Source organism: Silvibacterium dinghuense (assembly GCF_004123295.1).
GTDB lineage: Bacteria > Acidobacteriota > Terriglobia > Terriglobales > Acidobacteriaceae > Silvibacterium > Silvibacterium dinghuense.
The window spans coordinates 473,757-489,577 of the sequence record NZ_SDMK01000002.1 but is presented as its reverse complement, the minus strand read 5'-3'; the positions used below and the strand labels follow the sequence as shown (position 1 = coordinate 489,577).

Annotated in this window: 19 protein-coding genes and 1 tRNA gene; 12 read left to right on the top strand and 8 right to left on the bottom strand. The window is 58.1% G+C overall.

Translation table 11 applies throughout. The features are described 5' to 3' along the window. Positions 1-100: 100 nt before the first annotated feature. Genes ESZ00_RS11300 through ESZ00_RS11290 form a run of 3 tightly spaced genes read right to left on the bottom strand, consistent with a single transcriptional unit; the run spans position 101 to position 1,781 of the window. Complete coding sequence (locus tag ESZ00_RS11300) at positions 101-904, bottom strand: mechanosensitive ion channel family protein (protein WP_268235298.1); 804 nt, start codon at positions 902-904, stop codon at positions 101-103. Between the two features lie 20 nt (positions 905-924). Then, positions 925-1,161: a hypothetical protein gene (locus tag ESZ00_RS11295; RefSeq protein WP_129208353.1), complete on the bottom strand. Its 237-nt coding sequence runs from the start codon at positions 1,159-1,161 to the stop codon at positions 925-927. Continuing rightward, complete coding sequence (locus ESZ00_RS11290) at positions 1,158-1,781, bottom strand: RNA polymerase sigma factor (protein WP_129208352.1); 624 nt, start codon at positions 1,779-1,781, stop codon at positions 1,158-1,160. The genes ESZ00_RS11295 and ESZ00_RS11290 overlap by 4 nt, the downstream gene beginning before the upstream one ends. A 161-nt stretch (positions 1,782-1,942) precedes the next feature. Between ESZ00_RS11290 and mscL the strand changes: the two genes are divergently transcribed. The 5 genes from mscL (at position 1,943) to ESZ00_RS11265 (ending at position 4,923) form a co-directional block, all read left to right on the top strand. After that, entirely contained in the window at positions 1,943-2,347 is a 405-nt protein-coding gene (gene mscL / locus ESZ00_RS11285; protein ID WP_129208351.1) for a large conductance mechanosensitive channel protein MscL, read from the top strand. A gap of 56 nt (positions 2,348-2,403) precedes the next feature. Continuing rightward, positions 2,404-2,838: a hypothetical protein gene (locus tag ESZ00_RS11280; RefSeq protein ID WP_129208350.1), complete on the top strand. Its 435-nt coding sequence runs from the start codon at positions 2,404-2,406 to the stop codon at positions 2,836-2,838. A 209-nt stretch (positions 2,839-3,047) separates the two neighbouring features. Next, entirely contained in the window at positions 3,048-4,187 is a 1,140-nt protein-coding gene (locus tag ESZ00_RS11275; RefSeq protein WP_164981475.1) for a DUF481 domain-containing protein, read from the top strand. A 30-nt stretch (positions 4,188-4,217) separates the two neighbouring features. Next, positions 4,218-4,412, top strand: a complete 195-nt coding sequence (locus tag ESZ00_RS11270; protein WP_129208348.1) for a hypothetical protein — start codon at positions 4,218-4,220, stop codon at positions 4,410-4,412. A 139-nt stretch (positions 4,413-4,551) separates the two neighbouring features. Further along, positions 4,552-4,923, top strand: a complete 372-nt coding sequence (locus ESZ00_RS11265; RefSeq protein WP_129208347.1) for a response regulator — start codon at positions 4,552-4,554, stop codon at positions 4,921-4,923. A gap of 174 nt (positions 4,924-5,097) precedes the next feature. Here ESZ00_RS11265 and ESZ00_RS11260 read toward each other — a convergent pair. Further along, positions 5,098-5,187 (bottom strand) — tRNA-Ser (locus tag ESZ00_RS11260). A gap of 171 nt (positions 5,188-5,358) precedes the next feature. On the opposite strand from ESZ00_RS11260, the gene ESZ00_RS11255 reads away from it, so the two are divergent. Beyond that, positions 5,359-6,663: an MATE family efflux transporter gene (locus ESZ00_RS11255; RefSeq protein ID WP_229741197.1), complete on the top strand. Its 1,305-nt coding sequence runs from the start codon at positions 5,359-5,361 to the stop codon at positions 6,661-6,663. Positions 6,664-6,711: 48 nt separating this feature from the next. Here ESZ00_RS11255 and ESZ00_RS11250 read toward each other — a convergent pair whose 3' ends face one another. Further along, complete coding sequence (locus ESZ00_RS11250) at positions 6,712-7,128, bottom strand: Rrf2 family transcriptional regulator (protein WP_129208345.1); 417 nt, start codon at positions 7,126-7,128, stop codon at positions 6,712-6,714. Positions 7,129-7,320: 192 nt separating this feature from the next. On the opposite strand from ESZ00_RS11250, the gene ESZ00_RS11245 reads away from it, so the two are divergent. Both ESZ00_RS11245 and map read left to right on the top strand, forming a co-directional pair. Then, positions 7,321-8,118, top strand: a complete 798-nt coding sequence (locus ESZ00_RS11245; protein WP_129208344.1) for a TIGR00282 family metallophosphoesterase — start codon at positions 7,321-7,323, stop codon at positions 8,116-8,118. 55 nt (positions 8,119-8,173) lie between these two features. Beyond that, complete coding sequence (gene map, locus ESZ00_RS11240) at positions 8,174-8,932, top strand: type I methionyl aminopeptidase (RefSeq protein ID WP_129208343.1); 759 nt, start codon at positions 8,174-8,176, stop codon at positions 8,930-8,932. Between the two features lie 27 nt (positions 8,933-8,959). On the opposite strand, the gene lysS is transcribed toward map, so the two are convergent. Further along, positions 8,960-10,570 carry a lysine--tRNA ligase gene (gene lysS, locus ESZ00_RS11235; protein ID WP_129208342.1) on the bottom strand — a complete coding sequence of 537 codons (1,611 nt, stop codon included), beginning with the start codon at positions 10,568-10,570 and terminating at the stop codon, positions 8,960-8,962. Between the two features lie 134 nt (positions 10,571-10,704). Here lysS and ESZ00_RS11230 point away from each other — a divergent pair, with 134 nt between their 5' ends. The 4 genes from ESZ00_RS11230 to ESZ00_RS11215 all read left to right on the top strand — a co-directional run bounded on the left by ESZ00_RS11230 (position 10,705) and on the right by ESZ00_RS11215 (position 12,592). Further along, positions 10,705-10,941 carry an AtpZ/AtpI family protein gene (locus ESZ00_RS11230; RefSeq protein WP_129208341.1) on the top strand — a complete coding sequence of 79 codons (237 nt, stop codon included), beginning with the start codon at positions 10,705-10,707 and terminating at the stop codon, positions 10,939-10,941. Between the two features lie 38 nt (positions 10,942-10,979). Then, positions 10,980-11,390, top strand: coding sequence for an ATP synthase subunit I (locus ESZ00_RS11225; protein ID WP_129208340.1), 411 nt, complete (start codon positions 10,980-10,982; stop codon positions 11,388-11,390). A gap of 27 nt (positions 11,391-11,417) precedes the next feature. After that, positions 11,418-12,158 carry a F0F1 ATP synthase subunit A gene (atpB, locus tag ESZ00_RS11220; protein ID WP_129208339.1) on the top strand — a complete coding sequence of 247 codons (741 nt, stop codon included), beginning with the start codon at positions 11,418-11,420 and terminating at the stop codon, positions 12,156-12,158. A 128-nt stretch (positions 12,159-12,286) separates the two neighbouring features. Continuing rightward, on the top strand, positions 12,287-12,592 hold the full coding sequence (locus ESZ00_RS11215; RefSeq protein WP_129208338.1) for an ATP synthase F0 subunit C: 306 nt from the start codon (positions 12,287-12,289) through the stop codon (positions 12,590-12,592). 196 nt (positions 12,593-12,788) lie between these two features. Here the strand turns inward: ESZ00_RS11215 and ESZ00_RS11210 are convergent, their stop codons facing one another. Both ESZ00_RS11210 and ESZ00_RS11205 read right to left on the bottom strand, forming a co-directional pair. Continuing rightward, complete coding sequence (locus ESZ00_RS11210) at positions 12,789-14,276, bottom strand: NADH-quinone oxidoreductase subunit N (RefSeq protein ID WP_129208337.1); 1,488 nt, start codon at positions 14,274-14,276, stop codon at positions 12,789-12,791. Next, positions 14,273-15,769, bottom strand: coding sequence for a complex I subunit 4 family protein (locus ESZ00_RS11205; RefSeq protein WP_229741196.1), 1,497 nt, complete (start codon positions 15,767-15,769; stop codon positions 14,273-14,275). The genes ESZ00_RS11210 and ESZ00_RS11205 overlap by 4 nt, the downstream gene beginning before the upstream one ends. Positions 15,770-15,821: the final 52 nt, after the last annotated feature.

Genomic DNA, 15,821 nt, shown 5'->3' with positions numbered 1-15,821 from the left:
TTTCGCTGGCCTGCCGATTCTGCAGAGTTGAAAGAGCCTAGCCCATTGCGCAGTGGAAGACAACAATATAGAGATTTCGCAGCCGACTGGTGATTCGTATCTACTGCTTGCTCGTTTGTTCCATGAAGTTCGAGTTTGCAATCACGATATCTCTTCCATCGCTTTCGAGAATGGTGTGTGTTGCAGTAATGGCAGTGAGAACGCCGTTTTGCCCTGCGACCTCTAGCGGCTTGCCGATGACAAGCACCTTGCGAACATAAAATCCGCTCACAATATTGCGCACAATGTCCCGCGTCCCCAGCCCGAAGGCCAGTCCAAAGGCAAGTGCCCCGGCTCCGAGGAGAAAGCTGGTTACGATGCGGACCATCTCCGTATCGATCTTGAGCTGGCCGATGGCCATCATGGCAACGATGAAAACGATCAGCGCGGAGACCAGCTTGCCGAGCGTTGGAGCTGAGTCGATGCCCGCATTTTCGGCAGCCTGTGTCACCATCTGCCCTGCGAATTGTCCAAGGGTGGTTCCAAGGATCATGAGCAGAAGGGCCGCAATGATGTTCGGCAGATAATCGAAGAAGGCTCCGATCGCGTTGGAGATGGCAGTCAGGCCGAGGGCATCGCTGGCGGTCTTGGCCAGCAGGAAGATGATCAGGAAGTAGATGAGCTTGGGCAGGAAGAGATTCAGTTGCTGGCGCAGGCCGATTCTCTGCAGTGCCTTGTCGATGCCGGCCCTTTCTACCAGGCTGTCGAAGCGCAACCGCACCAGCAGAGTACGCAGGATAATCTCGATGACCTTGGCGACGACAAGGCCTAGAACCACCAGCACAATGCCTACAGCTACCTTTGGCAGTGCAGCGAGCACTGAGGCTCCAAGGCTCCGAAATGAATCAAAAAGTTTTTCTTCCATGCCCGGCATCCTCCACTGACTTACTTCAAATTAAGGTGCTCCGCTAACATCGTCCAGAACTCCTTGAACACGACGAAAGGGAGATCGAAGGTGAACGATGTTACCTGTGCAGCCGTCGTTCTGCGCGAGATGGCGCGCCTGATTCGTCCCAGGAGCCCGGTAGAGACGTCATATTCAAACCCGGCGAGCTGCGCAATCGGCTCACCTGGGTCCACCTCTTCCTCATGTCTCTCTGGATCACTCTGCCCGTTGCTCATCTGCTAATCGCTGTCGCCTGGGACGACTGTGCCTTTTCGTATCGTGTCCTGAACTCCTCACGCGCGCGCTTGATCCGCATCTTGGCTGCTGAGAGGCCAATTCCCAAAGACTGTGCGACCTCTTCATAGGACAGTTCGTCCATGTCGCATAGAACCAGCGGGACTCTGAGCGTGTTCGGCATGGCCTCGAGTACAGCGCTGATGATCTGTCGGTCTCCGATAGCGCCTGCGAGTTGCTCAGCGGTGACTTTAACCTTAAGCTCGTCGACCGTGTCCACGTCAGGGTCACCGATATCGACGAAAGAGCGCCCGTGCTGTTTCTTGAGGTGGTTCAGGCAGTGATTGATCTTGATCCGCTGCAGCCAGCGTCCGAAGGATGACTCTCTCTTGAATCCCGGCAACCCAAAAAAGACTTTTACGAGCACCTCCTGCGCCAGATCCTCGGCATTGTTGGAGTCTCGTGTAATGCCGCGGCAATTGGCAACCACGCGCTTCTGGTAACGCAGGACCAGCTTTTCAAACGCGCGGAGATCGCCATCGGGCGCTTGCAGCGCTTGGAGCAGGAGATCTTCATCTGGATCTGGGACAGAACTGGACCAGCCAGTAGAGGGGCGATTCATACCGCCCTTAGCATCTCATATCTTCCGTCCCATCCCTCTTTCTTGTACAGGTTTCTGTACCCTCCCCAAAAAAATCTGCATTGCGGCACATCGATGTGACTTTTCCGAATTGCGCGTTGTCTTGACCCAGTGAAAGGCCAGAAATCAGGAGAACGTGCTCTATGTTGAAAGGATTTCGTGATTTTGTTGTACGCGGCAACGTTGTTGACCTGGCGGTAGGCGTGGTGATGGGCGCAGCGTTTGGCACCGTGGTCAGCGCCCTCGTCAAGGACCTCATTACTCCCATCATTGCGGCTCTCGTGAAGAAGCCCGATTTCTCAGGGTTTTCCTTCGAGGTCAATGGGGCAAAGTTCCTTTACGGAGACTTTGCCAACGCCGTAATTTCGTTCCTCTTGATCGCTGCATCGATCTATTTCTTCGTCGTTGTGCCGGTAAATAGCCTCATGAGCCGGTTGAAGAAAGAACAGCCTGTTGTTCCTGACAAGAAGAAATGCCCCGAATGCAAGAGCGAGGTCGCGCTCGACGCGCGGCGCTGCGCCTTCTGCACATCGACTCTTTCCGCATAATTTCCGCGTTATATCCAGGCCCCCACGCAGCAGTGATTTTTCAAGGAGAACAACAGATGTCATCGAAGACAACAAGCAGTTCACTTGTAACCGCGGCTCTTGCCCTCATCCTCGGCGCGGCTCCGCTTTTCGCGCAGACCACGCAACCGTCGACTAGCGCTTCCTCTACCACTCCAACCACTACGACCACCAAGGCCACAAAGAAAGGGAAGAAAGCAGCGAGCGCTGCCACTACTCCTGCTGCTTCCACGCCTTCCACGGGAAATACCCTGGCCGACACGCATACCATCAGCACCGCCCCGAGTGACAAGCCGCAGGCCGCGACTGCGCAGGCGCCGCAGAAGGGCATGGTGTGGGTGAACACGGCTTCCGGCGTTTATCACCGTGAAGGCACCAAGTATTACGGCAAGACGAAGCAGGGCAAATACATGTCGGAAGCCGACGCGCAAAAGGCCGGCTATCACGTGGCGAAGAGCGAAGCCAAGCAGTAGCTCTTATGAGGAATGAGCAGGCAGGCAGCCTATATCTGCACTGAAGTGAGGCGGCCTGCCGAGCTCGCTATCTCGCAATTCTGGTCCATGGCGATGGAGTACCGCTTATATGTCCGGACCAGGCTCAACGGAAACGCACGATGAAGGGAGACTTCTGATCTATGTTCAACCCTAAAACCAACTGGTTTTCCCCCCGATTCCTGAAAACGATGCCGATTGCGGTCGTACTGGTGGCGGGTTCACTGACGAATGGGTGGATTCATAAAGCCTTTGCTCAAGCTGCGACCAGCCCTGATGTCCTTACGCTCTCGAATGGTGACCAGCTGCGAGGCAAGCTGGTGAGTGAGACCGCCGGAACCGTGACCTTTCACAGTGATGGTGCAGGAGATCTGACCCTGAGCTGGGACAAGATCAAGTCCATTCAGACAACGCAGCATTTTGCCGTGATTCAGCAGGGTCAGCATCTCTCACGCAAGAATGCCGATTCCGACGTGCCGAAAGGCGCGGTGGCCATACAGAATGGCAACGTCCAGGTAGGCCCTGAAGGGCAGGCAAAAGAGATTCCACAGGCGAATGTGCAGTACATGGTCGACGCAGCTGCTTATGACAAGGAAGTCCACAGCCATCCGGGCTGGGGCCAGGGATGGAATGGGACTTTAAGCGCAGGCCTCGCCGATGTGGAAGCAACGCAGAACAGCCGTACCTTTACCGGAGCCGCAAATTTCATCCGGACGGTTCCGACCGTGAGCTGGCTTGATCCACGCTACCGGACAATGGCTGATTTTGCTGCGGCATACGGGTCACTTTCGCAGCCCGGCACGGTTACAACCAAGACCAACATTATTCATGCCGGCGCAGAGCAGGACTGGTTTCTTTCGTCGCGGCTTTATGCGCTTGCCGATGTCTCTTTCGATCACAATTACTCCCAGGGCTTGAGCCTTCAGCAGATTTATGGCGGCGGTCTGGGGTTTGTGGCCTACAAGAGCCCAAGGGAGGAGCTCGACCTGAAGGGCGATATCCACTACGAGCGGCAAAATTTTGGATACACCCCCGGCGTCGTGCCTGAGGTCAAAACGCCGGACAAGGATCTGATCGGTGCCGATGCCGGTGATGCGTACATGGTCAAGCTTGTGCACGGCATCGTTCTGAACCAGGGACTGACCGTCACCCCGGCATTCAATACGCCGAGTGCGTGGTCTGCACTGGCGACGGCAGGCCTGGCCTTCCCGGTCTACAAGCGGCTCGGGTTCAACCTTTCGGCTCTCGATGACTTCCTGAATGATCCGGCTTATGGCAGCAAGAAGAACTCCTTCCAGTTCAGCGCCGGTATTACATACACGCTGAAATAAAGAGCAGCATGGCCCCTGGGGAAGGAATGCATGAAGCCGACCATTGCCAAGGATCGCACGCACTGCCCGAAAGGGCACGATCTTCTCATCCATGGGTTCTACTTCGGAAGCAGCCAGCGCTGTCGCGAATGCAATCGGCAGAATGCGGCAAGACTGGCTGCTTTAAGAAGGAACGCAACGTTACAGCCGGAAGATAGCAGCAACAAACAGGAACATAGCGATTAGCACGAAGCGCTAATAAACATCCCACGAGATGCTGAGTGATGCTGCCACCTCAAGATAAAAGGTGGCAGCACGTCCAAGAGATGAAACGAAGTATCTTGCATCGAGCTGGGTTACTCACCGGAATTAAGGAAGAGCGCGCATGAAGACTTCGCGAACTGTTTTTGTCGTCGACGACGAATCCATCATTGCTGATACGCTGGCCGTCATTCTTAGCCAGTCTGGCTTCGCCGCCCAGTCCTTTCATCGCTTCCAGGACGTACTGAGCGCAGCAGAACTGATTGTTCCCGACCTGCTCATCAGTGATGTGGCCATGCCAGGTATGACAGGCATCGACTTGGGAAAATATATTCGAGCGAAATATCCCGCATGCAGAGTGCTGCTGTTTTCCGGAAAAGCAACGATGAGGGATATGCTGAAGCGCGCACAGCAGGAGGGAGACTTTGAAATATTGGAAAAGCCTATCCACCCGGCAGACTTACTGGAAAAGGTGAAGGGAAGTTGCAGTGTCTAACGCCAGGTTGACTTCCTGCGACGACACGAGCAAGGCTTTTCCTAAGGCTGGCAGGTAGCATCCTGTTCAATAAGATGAAGCTCTCTTATTGGGTGCGGCAACAGCACTCTGACAAGCCAAAGCGCCTGATTTTGCTCAATTTATTCGATTTTTATGGAATGAGCTGGTGCAGGATGGCGGAGAGTGTGGGATTCGAACCCACGGTAGGATTTCTCCTACACACGCTTTCCAAGCGTGCGCCTTCAACCACTCGGCCAACTCTCCTACTTCTTTGTTCACTATAACATAGCTCTCCCGCTTCCATGGCGCGGCTACAATCGGGAAATCGCACGAGGGCGATTTCTGATCATGGGGACAGATAGCAGCGCCTCCGAACCGCTGATCTTCGATGAGCCGGCAAACCGGCGACCGAATCTTGCTGCCGAATTGAGGGCATTGCTGGCGTTGGCCATTCCCGTCGCTCTTTCCGAGATCGGCTGGATGACGATGACAGTCGTCGACGTCATCATGGTGGGCAAACTGGGCCCTGCCGCAATCGGGGCTGTCGGCCTCGGCAATGCGATCTATTACGCGCCGTCGATTTTCGGCATCGGATTGCTGCTCGGGCTGGATACGCTGGTCTCGCGTTCCTGGGGAGCGAAGGATTTCGATGATTGTCATCGCTCTCTGGCTCAGGGCATGTATATTGCGTTGGCCTTCACGCCTCTTCTGATGGCGTTTATGTTTGTGGCGCGGCCGCTGTTTACCGGTCGAGGTGTCGATCCTCTGGTGGCCGTGTTCACCCGGCAATATGTCGGCTTCTTGAATCTGGGCACCCTGCCGCTGCTGGTCTACGGTGGGTTTCGACGCTACCTGCAGGGGGTGGGACAGGTACGTCCGGTCACTTTTGCCCTGATTTCTGCCAATCTGGTCAATCTGCTCGGGAATTGGGTCTTTATCTACGGCAAGTTCGGGATGCCGGCAATGGGCGTGCGCGGCTCGGCCTGTTCGACAGTTTTTGCCCGTATATATATGGCCGCCGTGCTGATGTTCTTTGCGTGGCTGCACGAGCGCCGCCGAGGTCACCCACTTTTTGCGCGCTGGCCAGCACCAGACTGGGCACGCATTCGCGCCCTGCTAAAGCTGGGGGTGCCGGCTGCTTCCCAGGTGATCCTGGAAGTCGCCGCCTTTGGAACAGCGACCATTCTGGCTGCGCATCTCGATGCCATTTCATTGGCTACACATGAGATTGCTCTCAGCTGTGCCGCATACACCTTTATGGTGCCGTTGGGAATCTCTGCGGCCGGCGCAGTCGCTGTAGGTCATGCCATCGGAGCGGGGAATCCGGAGCGTGCGAAGCGGGCGGGCTGGATGGCTCTGGGGCTGGGTGTAGGGTTTATGACATTGGCGGCGCTGCTTTTTCTATTGATCCCGCGCCCGGTTCTCAGTATTTATACGCGCGATCCGCGGGTTCTTGCCCTGGGCGTGCATATTCTGCTGGTCGTTGCGACTTTTCAAGTCTTTGACGGGGCGCAGACTGTGGCCACGGGGGCATTGCGCGGGCTGGGCGAGACACGGGTGCCGATGCTGGCCAATCTTGTCGGTTATTGGGTGATTGGCCTGCCTCTGGGCGCGTGGCTCTGCTTTCGCATGCACTGGGGGCTTTATGGATTGTGGAGCGGGCTGACAACCGCACTGGTGCTGATCGCTGCGCTGCTGACCTGGCGCTGGAGCCAGGCGAGAATTCCGCAACTGAGATAGGAATGAGGAAAAGGATAGAACAAGCCGCAGGGACGAACGCCCCGCGGCTTATTTGGAAGGCTTCTTCGAAATCTTCTTGAGCAGCTGGCTGAGAGTGACCTGTTCCAGTTCCTTTGTCACGGTCTTGCTGACAGAGGTAAAGATCTGATCGAGAGCAGCAGTAACGCGAGCCTGCTGTGTGCCAGGGAAGCTGACCGTATGGAAAAGTCCGCCAGCATCCAGGGCGCGATGGATATCGCTCAGCGTGATCTCTTTCGCCGGCCTGGCCAGGCGTGAACCACCGTGCGGTCCTTTCTGGCTTTCCACCAGTTCAGCCTGTTGCAGCAGCGAGAAAACACGACGAATTACGACAGGGTTGGTGTTGAGCTTGCCCGCTACGTCCTCCGAGGTCTGCAGTACATCCGGTTCGGCAGCGAGCAGGAGAAGGGCGTGAACGCCAGTTGCGAATCGGGTATTGACGGCCATATTGCCACGCTAACACAGTAGGAGCCAAAGACCATACCGGGAATTACCGTGAAAGGCGGGAAGACGGTGAAAAAGTATTCGTAACTGTGTCCGGTGCGGAATCGTAACGTTTCGGCTGTGTGAACGGAGGCGCAGAAGATTTCCGGGGCGTACATGTAGCATGAACATATATCTCAGGAGGCAATCACTCACTTGCGCATTCTCTTTGTTGGGGACGTCTTCGGCAGTGCCGGGCGCCGTATTGTGCGGGAACACATCGCCCATGTTATTGCCGAACGCGGCGTCGATCTGGTCATCATCAATGCGGAGAATGCCGCTGGTGGATTTGGCTGTACGCCAGCAATCGCGGAGGAGCTCTTTGACCTGGGCGCGCATGTGCTCACCACCGGTAATCATGTGTGGGACAAACGTGAGCTCATCGAATACATGCAGTCTGTCCCTGAGGACAGCCATGAGCGCCCGCGCCGCGTGATTCGTCCCGCGAACTATGTCAGCGGCACACCGGGGCACGGTGTGTATGAGGGCACGTTGCCGAATGGGCAGGCTTATGCCGTCATCAACCTGCAGGGGCGCGTCTTCATGGCATCGAATGATGATCCGTTCCGCAAAATGGATGCGCTGCTGGAAACAATCCAGGCGAAGGTGATCTTTGTGGATTTCCATGCTGAGGCCACCTCGGAAAAGGTCGCGCTCGGCTGGTATCTCGATGGGCGGGTGACCGCTGTCGTCGGTACGCATACCCATGTACCCACCGCTGACAACCGCGTGCTGCCTGGAGGCACGGCATACCAGACGGACGTAGGCATGAGCGGTCCCTATGAAAGTGTGATCGGTGTGGAGAAAGAGCTGGTCTTGCAGCGGTTCCTCACCGGGATGCCTGGCAAGTTTGAAGCGGCCAAGGGCGATCCACGCATGGCTGCGCTGCTGATTGAATGCGACGGTGTGACGGGCCGCGCGTATACCACGCAGAGGCTGCTGCTCGGAGAGTAGCAGCCTGCGTTAGGACGGCTCTTCGTGCCGTCATCGAAAGAAGCAAGGAGAACATATGTCGATCAATACCCCGGAAGAGCTGGCAGGCATGAAAGCCGCTGGTCAGGTGGTGCGCCGGATGCTTGAGGCGATGAAGGCAGGTGTGCGCTCGGGTGTGACCACGCACGACCTGGATGAGATTGGGGCGCAGGTGATGCGCGAGGCTGGAGCGCGATCGGCGCCGGAGCTGGTCTACCAGTTTCCAGGGACAAGCTGCATCAGCGTGAACCAGGAGATCGTGCACGGCATTCCGGGTGACCGCAAGCTTCGTGCCGGCGATGTGCTGAAGCTCGATGTGACGATTGAGAAAGACGGTTTTATGGCCGATGCCTGCGAGACGGTGATTGTCGGCCGCGACAGCGTGGATGAAGCTCCGCATGGGCTGGGCGCAGATCTGGCCTCATGCGCGCGCCGCGCCTTTAACGCGGCTTTGGTGGCTGCGCGCGCAGGCAATCGTGTCGCGGATATCGGTGCGGCTGTTGAAGCCGAAGTGAAGCGTAGCGGATTTCATGTGATCCGCGAGTTGTGCGGACATGGCATTGGAAGGACAATCCACGAGAAGCCTTCGGTGCCGAACTATGCCGACCCGTATGCGAAGACATTGCTGACCGAGGGGCTGGTCATCACCATCGAGCCGATCATCGCAAGCAAATCGGCGAAGGCGTATCTCGCGAGCGATGGATGGACCATGCGCACGAGCGATCGCGGGCTGGCTGCGCATCACGAGCACACCATGATGATCACAAAGAACGAACCGCTGCTGCTTACGGCATAAGCAGCAGCGGGTTGAGCTTGAGACGGGTTATTCCGCTGCTGCTTCTGCGGTATTCTCCTGCGGCTTCTGCGGGCGCAGCAGGGGAAAGAGAATGACATCGCGGATCGACCGCGCGCCGGTCAGCAGCATGGTCAGGCGATCGATGCCGATACCTTCGCCGCCGGTGGGCGGCAGACCGTAGCCCAGGGCGCGGACGTAATCCTCGTCCATCTGGTGCGCCTCATCGTCGCCGCGCTCGCGTTCGCTGAGCTGCTGCTTGAATCGTGACTCCTGCTCCACGGGGTCGTTCAGCTCGCTGAAGGCATTGCCCACCTCGAAGCCGCCGATGTAGAACTCGAAGCGTTCGACCCAGTCCGGCTCATCCGGCTTCTGCTTTGAAAGCGGCGATACGGCGAGAGGGAAGTCGTAGATGATCGTCGGCTGAATGAGGTGCTCTTCGGCCACAGTCTCAAAGACGGTGGCAATGGTCTTGCCGCGCGGTTCGCCGGGCTGGAAGTCGACTTTTTCGCCGGCTGCGCGCAGTCGCTGCACGAGACCAGCTACGCCATCGTCGCTCAGGAAGATATCAGGGGAAGGCTTCTCACCGGCAGTCTCCGGCCAGAATTCGAGAATCGCTTCGCGCATCGAGAACCGGCGCCACTTGCCGAGATCGATCTCCACGCCGTTGAAGTGCGTGATCGTGGTCCCGTTCACCTCGTTCGCAACGTAGGTGATGATCTCCTCGGTCAGGTTCATCAGGTCGTGATAGTTCGCATAGGCCTGATAGAACTCGAGCATGGTGAACTCGGGGTTGTGCTGTGTCGAGATGCCTTCATTGCGGAAGTTGCGGTTGATCTCGTAGACGCGGTCCATGCCGCCGACCACCAGCCGCTTGAGATAAAGCTCTGGCGCGATGCGCAGGAAGAGATCGAGATCGAGCGTGTTGTGATGCGTGATGAATGGACGCGCAGCAGCGCCGCCGGCAATGGACTGCATCATCGGAGTTTCGACTTCGATGTAACCGCGTGAATCAAAGAAGCGGCGGAGCGCGGAGAGCAGCTTCGCGCGCTTCACGAAGACATCACGGACCCGGATGCCCTTCGGTGCTTCGGTGGTCTCAGTCTCTTCGGTCGGCTCCTCGTTGAGCACGCCGTTCATGATGAGGTCGGCGTAGCGTTGGCGGTAGCGCAGTTCGATGTCGGAGAGGCCATGGAACTTGTCCGGCAGGGCCAGCATGGCCTTGGCCAGGAAAGAGATGGTCTCGACGTGGATGGAGAGTTCGCCGGTGCGGGTGCGGAAGAGATAGCCCGAGACACCGATGTGATCGCCGAGGTCGAGAAGCTTATAGAGCTCGAAGGCGGTATCCCCGACGGCATCTTTGCGGACATAGAGCTGGAGGCGGATGCCTTCCTGCTGAAGCTGCGCAAAACCGGCTTTGCCCTGGGCGCGAATGGCCATGATGCGGCCGGCCACCGCAACTTCCACGCGAGTGGCTTCGAGCACTTCGCCGGTAACGGCATCGTACTGCTCGCGAATGGCCGCGAGGGTATGCGTGGCGGCAAAGGAGTTGGGGTAGGCGCGCTGCCCCAGCGCCTCAATCTGCTTCAGCTTTTCCTGGCGGAGCGTGAAAAGATTCCGCTCAAACTCTGACTCGAACACTGGACTTCCTTGAATGAGATTCTCAGCCAGTATACCGGCGGCAACCGGCTCTGCCTGCCACGGGAGGGCTGCTTGTGATTGAATAAGAAAGCGATTCTGACCAGCAGCGGTGCCGGCGGAAGCAGGCGCATACGATGGCAGACCAGAGCTCCAGGAACAAACAGGGCGGAAACCTTCAAAGCATTGCGAAGGCCGAGCGGCTGACGCAGATCGCCGTGGTGATGCCGTGCGCGGTGTTCATCGGCTGGGGCGCCGGGGCCATGCTGGATCACTGGCTGCACCAGCATTGGATCTACATCGTCGGCCTGATTTTCGGTGCGGTCGCCGGGCTGATAGAAGCTGTCCGGCAGGCGCTGAGCGCCAAGGAATAGCCGGCTGCACACCTCCATAGCGCAGATGAAATAGGACCATGACAGACATAGGCTCCATGCTGAACTTTACCGATGCCGATCTCGCGGCCACCATGCGCCGTGCCATGCGGCTATGTGCCGTCCTGACCCTGATTGCCTGCGGCGTTTTTGGATTTATCCAGGGATGGGTAGCGGCGCTGGCCTGCCTGGCAGGCGGCATCATCTCGATTACCGGCCTCTACGAGTGGCAGCGGCTGATCTCCTTTGTGAACGACAAACTGGACGGGAAACAGACGCCACGCACGACCTTTCGGGTTGTGAGCATGTTTTTCCTGCGTCTGGTGCTCGCCGGAGGGATGCTGTATGTTACCCTAAAGTGTTCTCACGGCGTGCCTTATGGGCTTGTCGCGAGTCTCGGATTAGGCGTTGTCGCTCTGACCGTAGAATCTGTCCGCCTACTCCGCTCCTGATCTGATATTGTTTCCAACTGGATTGTTATGCTGAGCCTACTCACTGCTCTGACGCACCTGCTGAATGTCTATTTCGCCGCGCCGCTCGTGCCGTTCCTGACGCGCCTGGGCATTCACTTCTCGCATCCGCACGCGCCGCTGCGCGATAACACGCTCACGCTCGAACTCATCATCATGTTTGGCCTGCTGTTCTTCTTCGTGATCGCGCGAGCCACGCTCAGCGTGGAGAAGCCGGGCACGGTGCAGGGTGTTTTCGAGTTGGTGAACGATTTTGTCGGTAGCCAGGGCGAAGCCATTATCGGCCACGGCTACGAACCGCACGTCGCCTACGCCACGCTGATTCTGCTGTTCGTGGTGTGCTGCAACCTGTTCGGTCTGCTGCCGGGCATTGAGACGCCTACCGCGAATCCGGTCGTGCCGCTCGCGCTCGCGCTGCTCACCTTCATTTATTACAACTGGAACGGCGTCCGCGCCCAGGGGCCGGTGGGCTATGTGAAGCACTTCGCAGGGCCCATCTGGTGGTTGACCCCGCTGATGTTCCCGATCGAAATCATCTCGCACCTCGCCCGCATCATGTCGCTCACTATTCGTCTTTACGCGAATATGTTTGCCAGCGATCTGTTGACCCTGGTCTTCTTCTCCATGATTCCGATCGGTGTCCCGGTGGTCTTCCTGGGACTGCACTTCGGCGTGGCGCTTATCCAGGCATACGTATTCATGCTGCTCACGTTCATCTATCTTTCGATGGCGGTTACAGTCGAGCACTAAAGAGATTTCCGGGCAGCGGAGATGCGCTTCCGCCGCTGCGCTTCGGAGCCGTTCAGCGTGAGGGGGCCAGCACGGTGAGCCTCAACCACCCACTGGCGGCATACCTTATAGGGGAGCTAGGAGGAAGTATGCGTAAACTTCAGTATCTTTTCATGACTTTGGCGTGCCTGCTTATTGCCTCGCCCGCTTTCGCCCAGACCGGTTCGGGCAGCGGTGCTGTCAGCCTGGTGCCGATCGGTGCCGGTATCGGCATGGGTATCGCTGCCGGTCTTTGCGGCGTTGGTCAGGGTAAGGCAACGGCTTCGGCCACCGAGGCGATCGCCCGCAATCCTGGTGCGCGCTCCGGCATTCAGCTTCTGCTCGTGCTCGGTCTCGCCTTTATCGAGTCGCTCACGCTCTTCACGCTGGTCGTGATCTTCCTCACCGCCAAGTAATCTCGTTGACCTGGCTCGCAAAAGCCTCCGCTTTGGCGGGGGCTTTTTGCTTGCTTGAAAGCAGGACCGTGAGGCCATAGAGGGGCAGCAGCCCATATGGGATATGGAAACCGGCCACACTCTCTCTCGATGAAGGCAGAAACAAGAAAGAGGATCCCATCGGGATCCTCTTTCTTGTGCTGGGAAGCTGGGGTTGTTATTGGCCCTGGCTCGGAGCCTCGGTCGTTTGTGTGGGAAGCAGCGTGAGTGCTCCGGCCTTGGCCTGGGAGAGGATTCTGCCCGGTGCGATACCGAGAATCAGGGTCGTAGCTACGGTGAGGAAGAGCGCAATCAGCAGCGAGACTTTGGCGCGCGGTAGCGGAGGTGCCGTAACCGCTGCATAAGGGCGGTTATAGACCGTGGCCAGTACGCGGAGGTAGTAGTACGCCGCAATACCGCTGTTGAGGAGGCCGATGACCGCCAGCCAGACAAAACCCGAGTGGATAGCGGCGGAGAAGACATAGAACTTGCCGAAGAATCCACCGGTGAAGGGGATGCCGATCAGCGAGATAAGGAAGAAGCCCATCGCCCCGCCAAGCAACGGCGAACGATAAGCGAGGCCGCGATAATCCTCGATCTCGGTCAGGCGGTCTTCATAGCCGCCGGCATGGCTGACGACGGCGAAGATGCCGACATTCATGGCGGCGTAGGAGAGAGCATAGAAGCTGGCCGCGGCGATGCCATCCGCCGAGAGAGCGGTGAAGGCAACGAGCAGGTAGCCGGCATGCGCAATGGATGAGTAGGCGAGCATGCGCTTGACATTGACCTGTCGCAGCGCGCCGAGGTTACCGATGGTCATCGAGAGCGCGGCGATGATCCAGATGAGCGGCACCCAGTTGGCGTGCAGGGCCGGGAAGGCGCCGTAGAGCACGCGGAGTAATACGGCAAAGGCTGCAGCCTTGGGCGCGGTCGACATGAGACCGACAACAGGAGAAGGAGCGCCTTCGTAGACATCAGGCGTCCAGACCTGGAAGGGAGCGGCGGAGACCTTGAAGCCGAGACCGATAAGGATCATGGCCGAGCCGACGAGGGCGAGAGCCGGGGTCTGGCTGGTGGTCAGGCCTTGAGCGATACCGGAGATAGTGGTGGTGCCGGTAGCGCCAAAGGTCAGCGCAATGCCGTAAAGGAAGAAGGCGGTGGCGAAGGAGCCGAGCAGGAAGTACTTGATCGAGGACTCGGGCGCCTTGGCGCTCTTCCGGCGGAAGCCTGCAAGGATGTAGGTAGAGATCGACGAGATTTCCAGGCCGATGAAGACGACGAGCAGCTCAGAGGCTGAGGTCATCAGCATCATGCCGACGGCGCCGAAGACGACGAGCGCGAAGTATTCACCAAGGAACGGTGTGTGCTCGTTTGTCGAATCAAGCGCGACAAGCAGCGAAACCAGCACGATACCTGCAATGGTGACGTGGAAGAAGCTGCTGAACGCGTCCGTCTGGATGGTGTTGAAGAAGGCCGTGCCGGGAGCAAGTTTGCACTGATAATGGCTGGCCCCGAGAGCCACGAGCGTGCCGGCTACGGCGAGCCAGCCCAGCGGCTTACGGCTGGCTTTGGGCGCGAGCATCGGCTCGGCAAGCATGATGAGGATGCCTGTAATGGTAAGGACAACCTCAGGGAGAATGCGAAGGATGGGAGCTACGGTATTCATCGCTTCTCCAGATAGGTGAGAGTCTGTGCTGCGTGATCGGCGAGGCCACTGACTGAGCCGTCGATGGCGCGGATCCAATAGGGAGAAGCCACCCCCATGACCAGCATCAGGATGGCCATGGGCCAGAGAAGCAGGTGTTCACGGGAGGTAAGGTCGGCTGCAGGTCCGGTCTTGATGAGCGAGGATTCAGGGCCGTAGAAGATCTTCTGCACCATCATCAGCATGTAGGCTGCGCCGAGAATGACACCGACCGTGGCTGCGGCTACCCAGCCCATGTGGTTGGCAAAGCTGCCGCTAAGGATGAGGAACTCGCCAACGAAGCCGTTGAGAATAGGGAGGCCGACCAGCGAGAGCGTAGTGATGACAAAGAGCGTGACGAGCCAGGGCGTCTTCGCGGCAAGACCGCCGTACTCCGGCATCTCGTAGGTGCCGAAGCGATCGTAGAGGATGCCGATGAGGATCAGGATGGCCGAGCCGGAAATGCCGTGGTTGAGAATCTGGTAGACCGCTCCGTTGAGCCCGGCGACCGCGAAGCAGAAGATGCCGAGGGTGCAGAAGCTGAGGTGGCTCATGATCGAGTATGCCACCAGGCGCTTCATATCCTTCTGTACCAGGGCGATACAAGCTCCGTAGAGCAAGCCAATGACGGCCAGGGCAATCATGAGCGGGGCGATTTCGCGCGCCTGTTCAGGAAAGAGGCCGAGATTGTAGCGCAGGATCGAGTAAAGGCCGAGTTTGCCTGCGACCACCATGGCCATGGCGGTGGGCGCGTCACAGATGGTATCCGCGAGCCAGCCGTGCAGCGGGAAGACAGGAACTTTTACCGAGAAGGCGGCGAGAAAGGCGAGCGAGACCCAGCACAGTGCGTTAGCGGTGAAGAGGCCTCCTCCGGAGAGCGCATGCTGGAGCTCGACGTAATCGAAGGTGCCGGTCTTCGCGTAGAGATAGAGGATCGCGACCAGGAAAAGTGCCGAAGGGATGAAGGTGTAGGTGAAAAACTTGATGGCTGTCTTGGGGCCGCGGTCCTTGCCGAACATGGCGATGAGGATCGCCATCGGAATCAGCGAGAGCTCCCAGAAGCCGTAGTAGAGGATCAGGTCGAGGGCGACGAAAACGCCAAGCATCGCCGTCTGCTGAAGCAGGAAGAAGAAGTAGAATTCCTTCGCCCGATGCTCAATAGTCTTCCAGGAGGCCAGTACGCCGATGACGGAGAGGAATCCGGTGAGCACGACCAGCCACATCGAGATGCCGTCGACGCCAAGATGGTAGCGGATCGCCGGGTTCGCGATCCACGGCACGTTCTGCTCGAACTGGAAGCCGCTCTGACCGTAGATGTAATGCGCGGGCAGGTGCAGGGTCAGCAGGAAGGTGGCAAGCGCCACCAGCAGCGACCACCACTGGATGAGACGCCCCTTCCGCGGCAGCAGGGCGACCACCACCGCGCCCGCAGCGGGTACGAAGGTGATCAGCGAGAGGATCGAAGGTATTTCCACGAAGAATGTCCTTATCTGTAGTGCGTCGTGTCTTCGTTGGTGGTCATGGCAT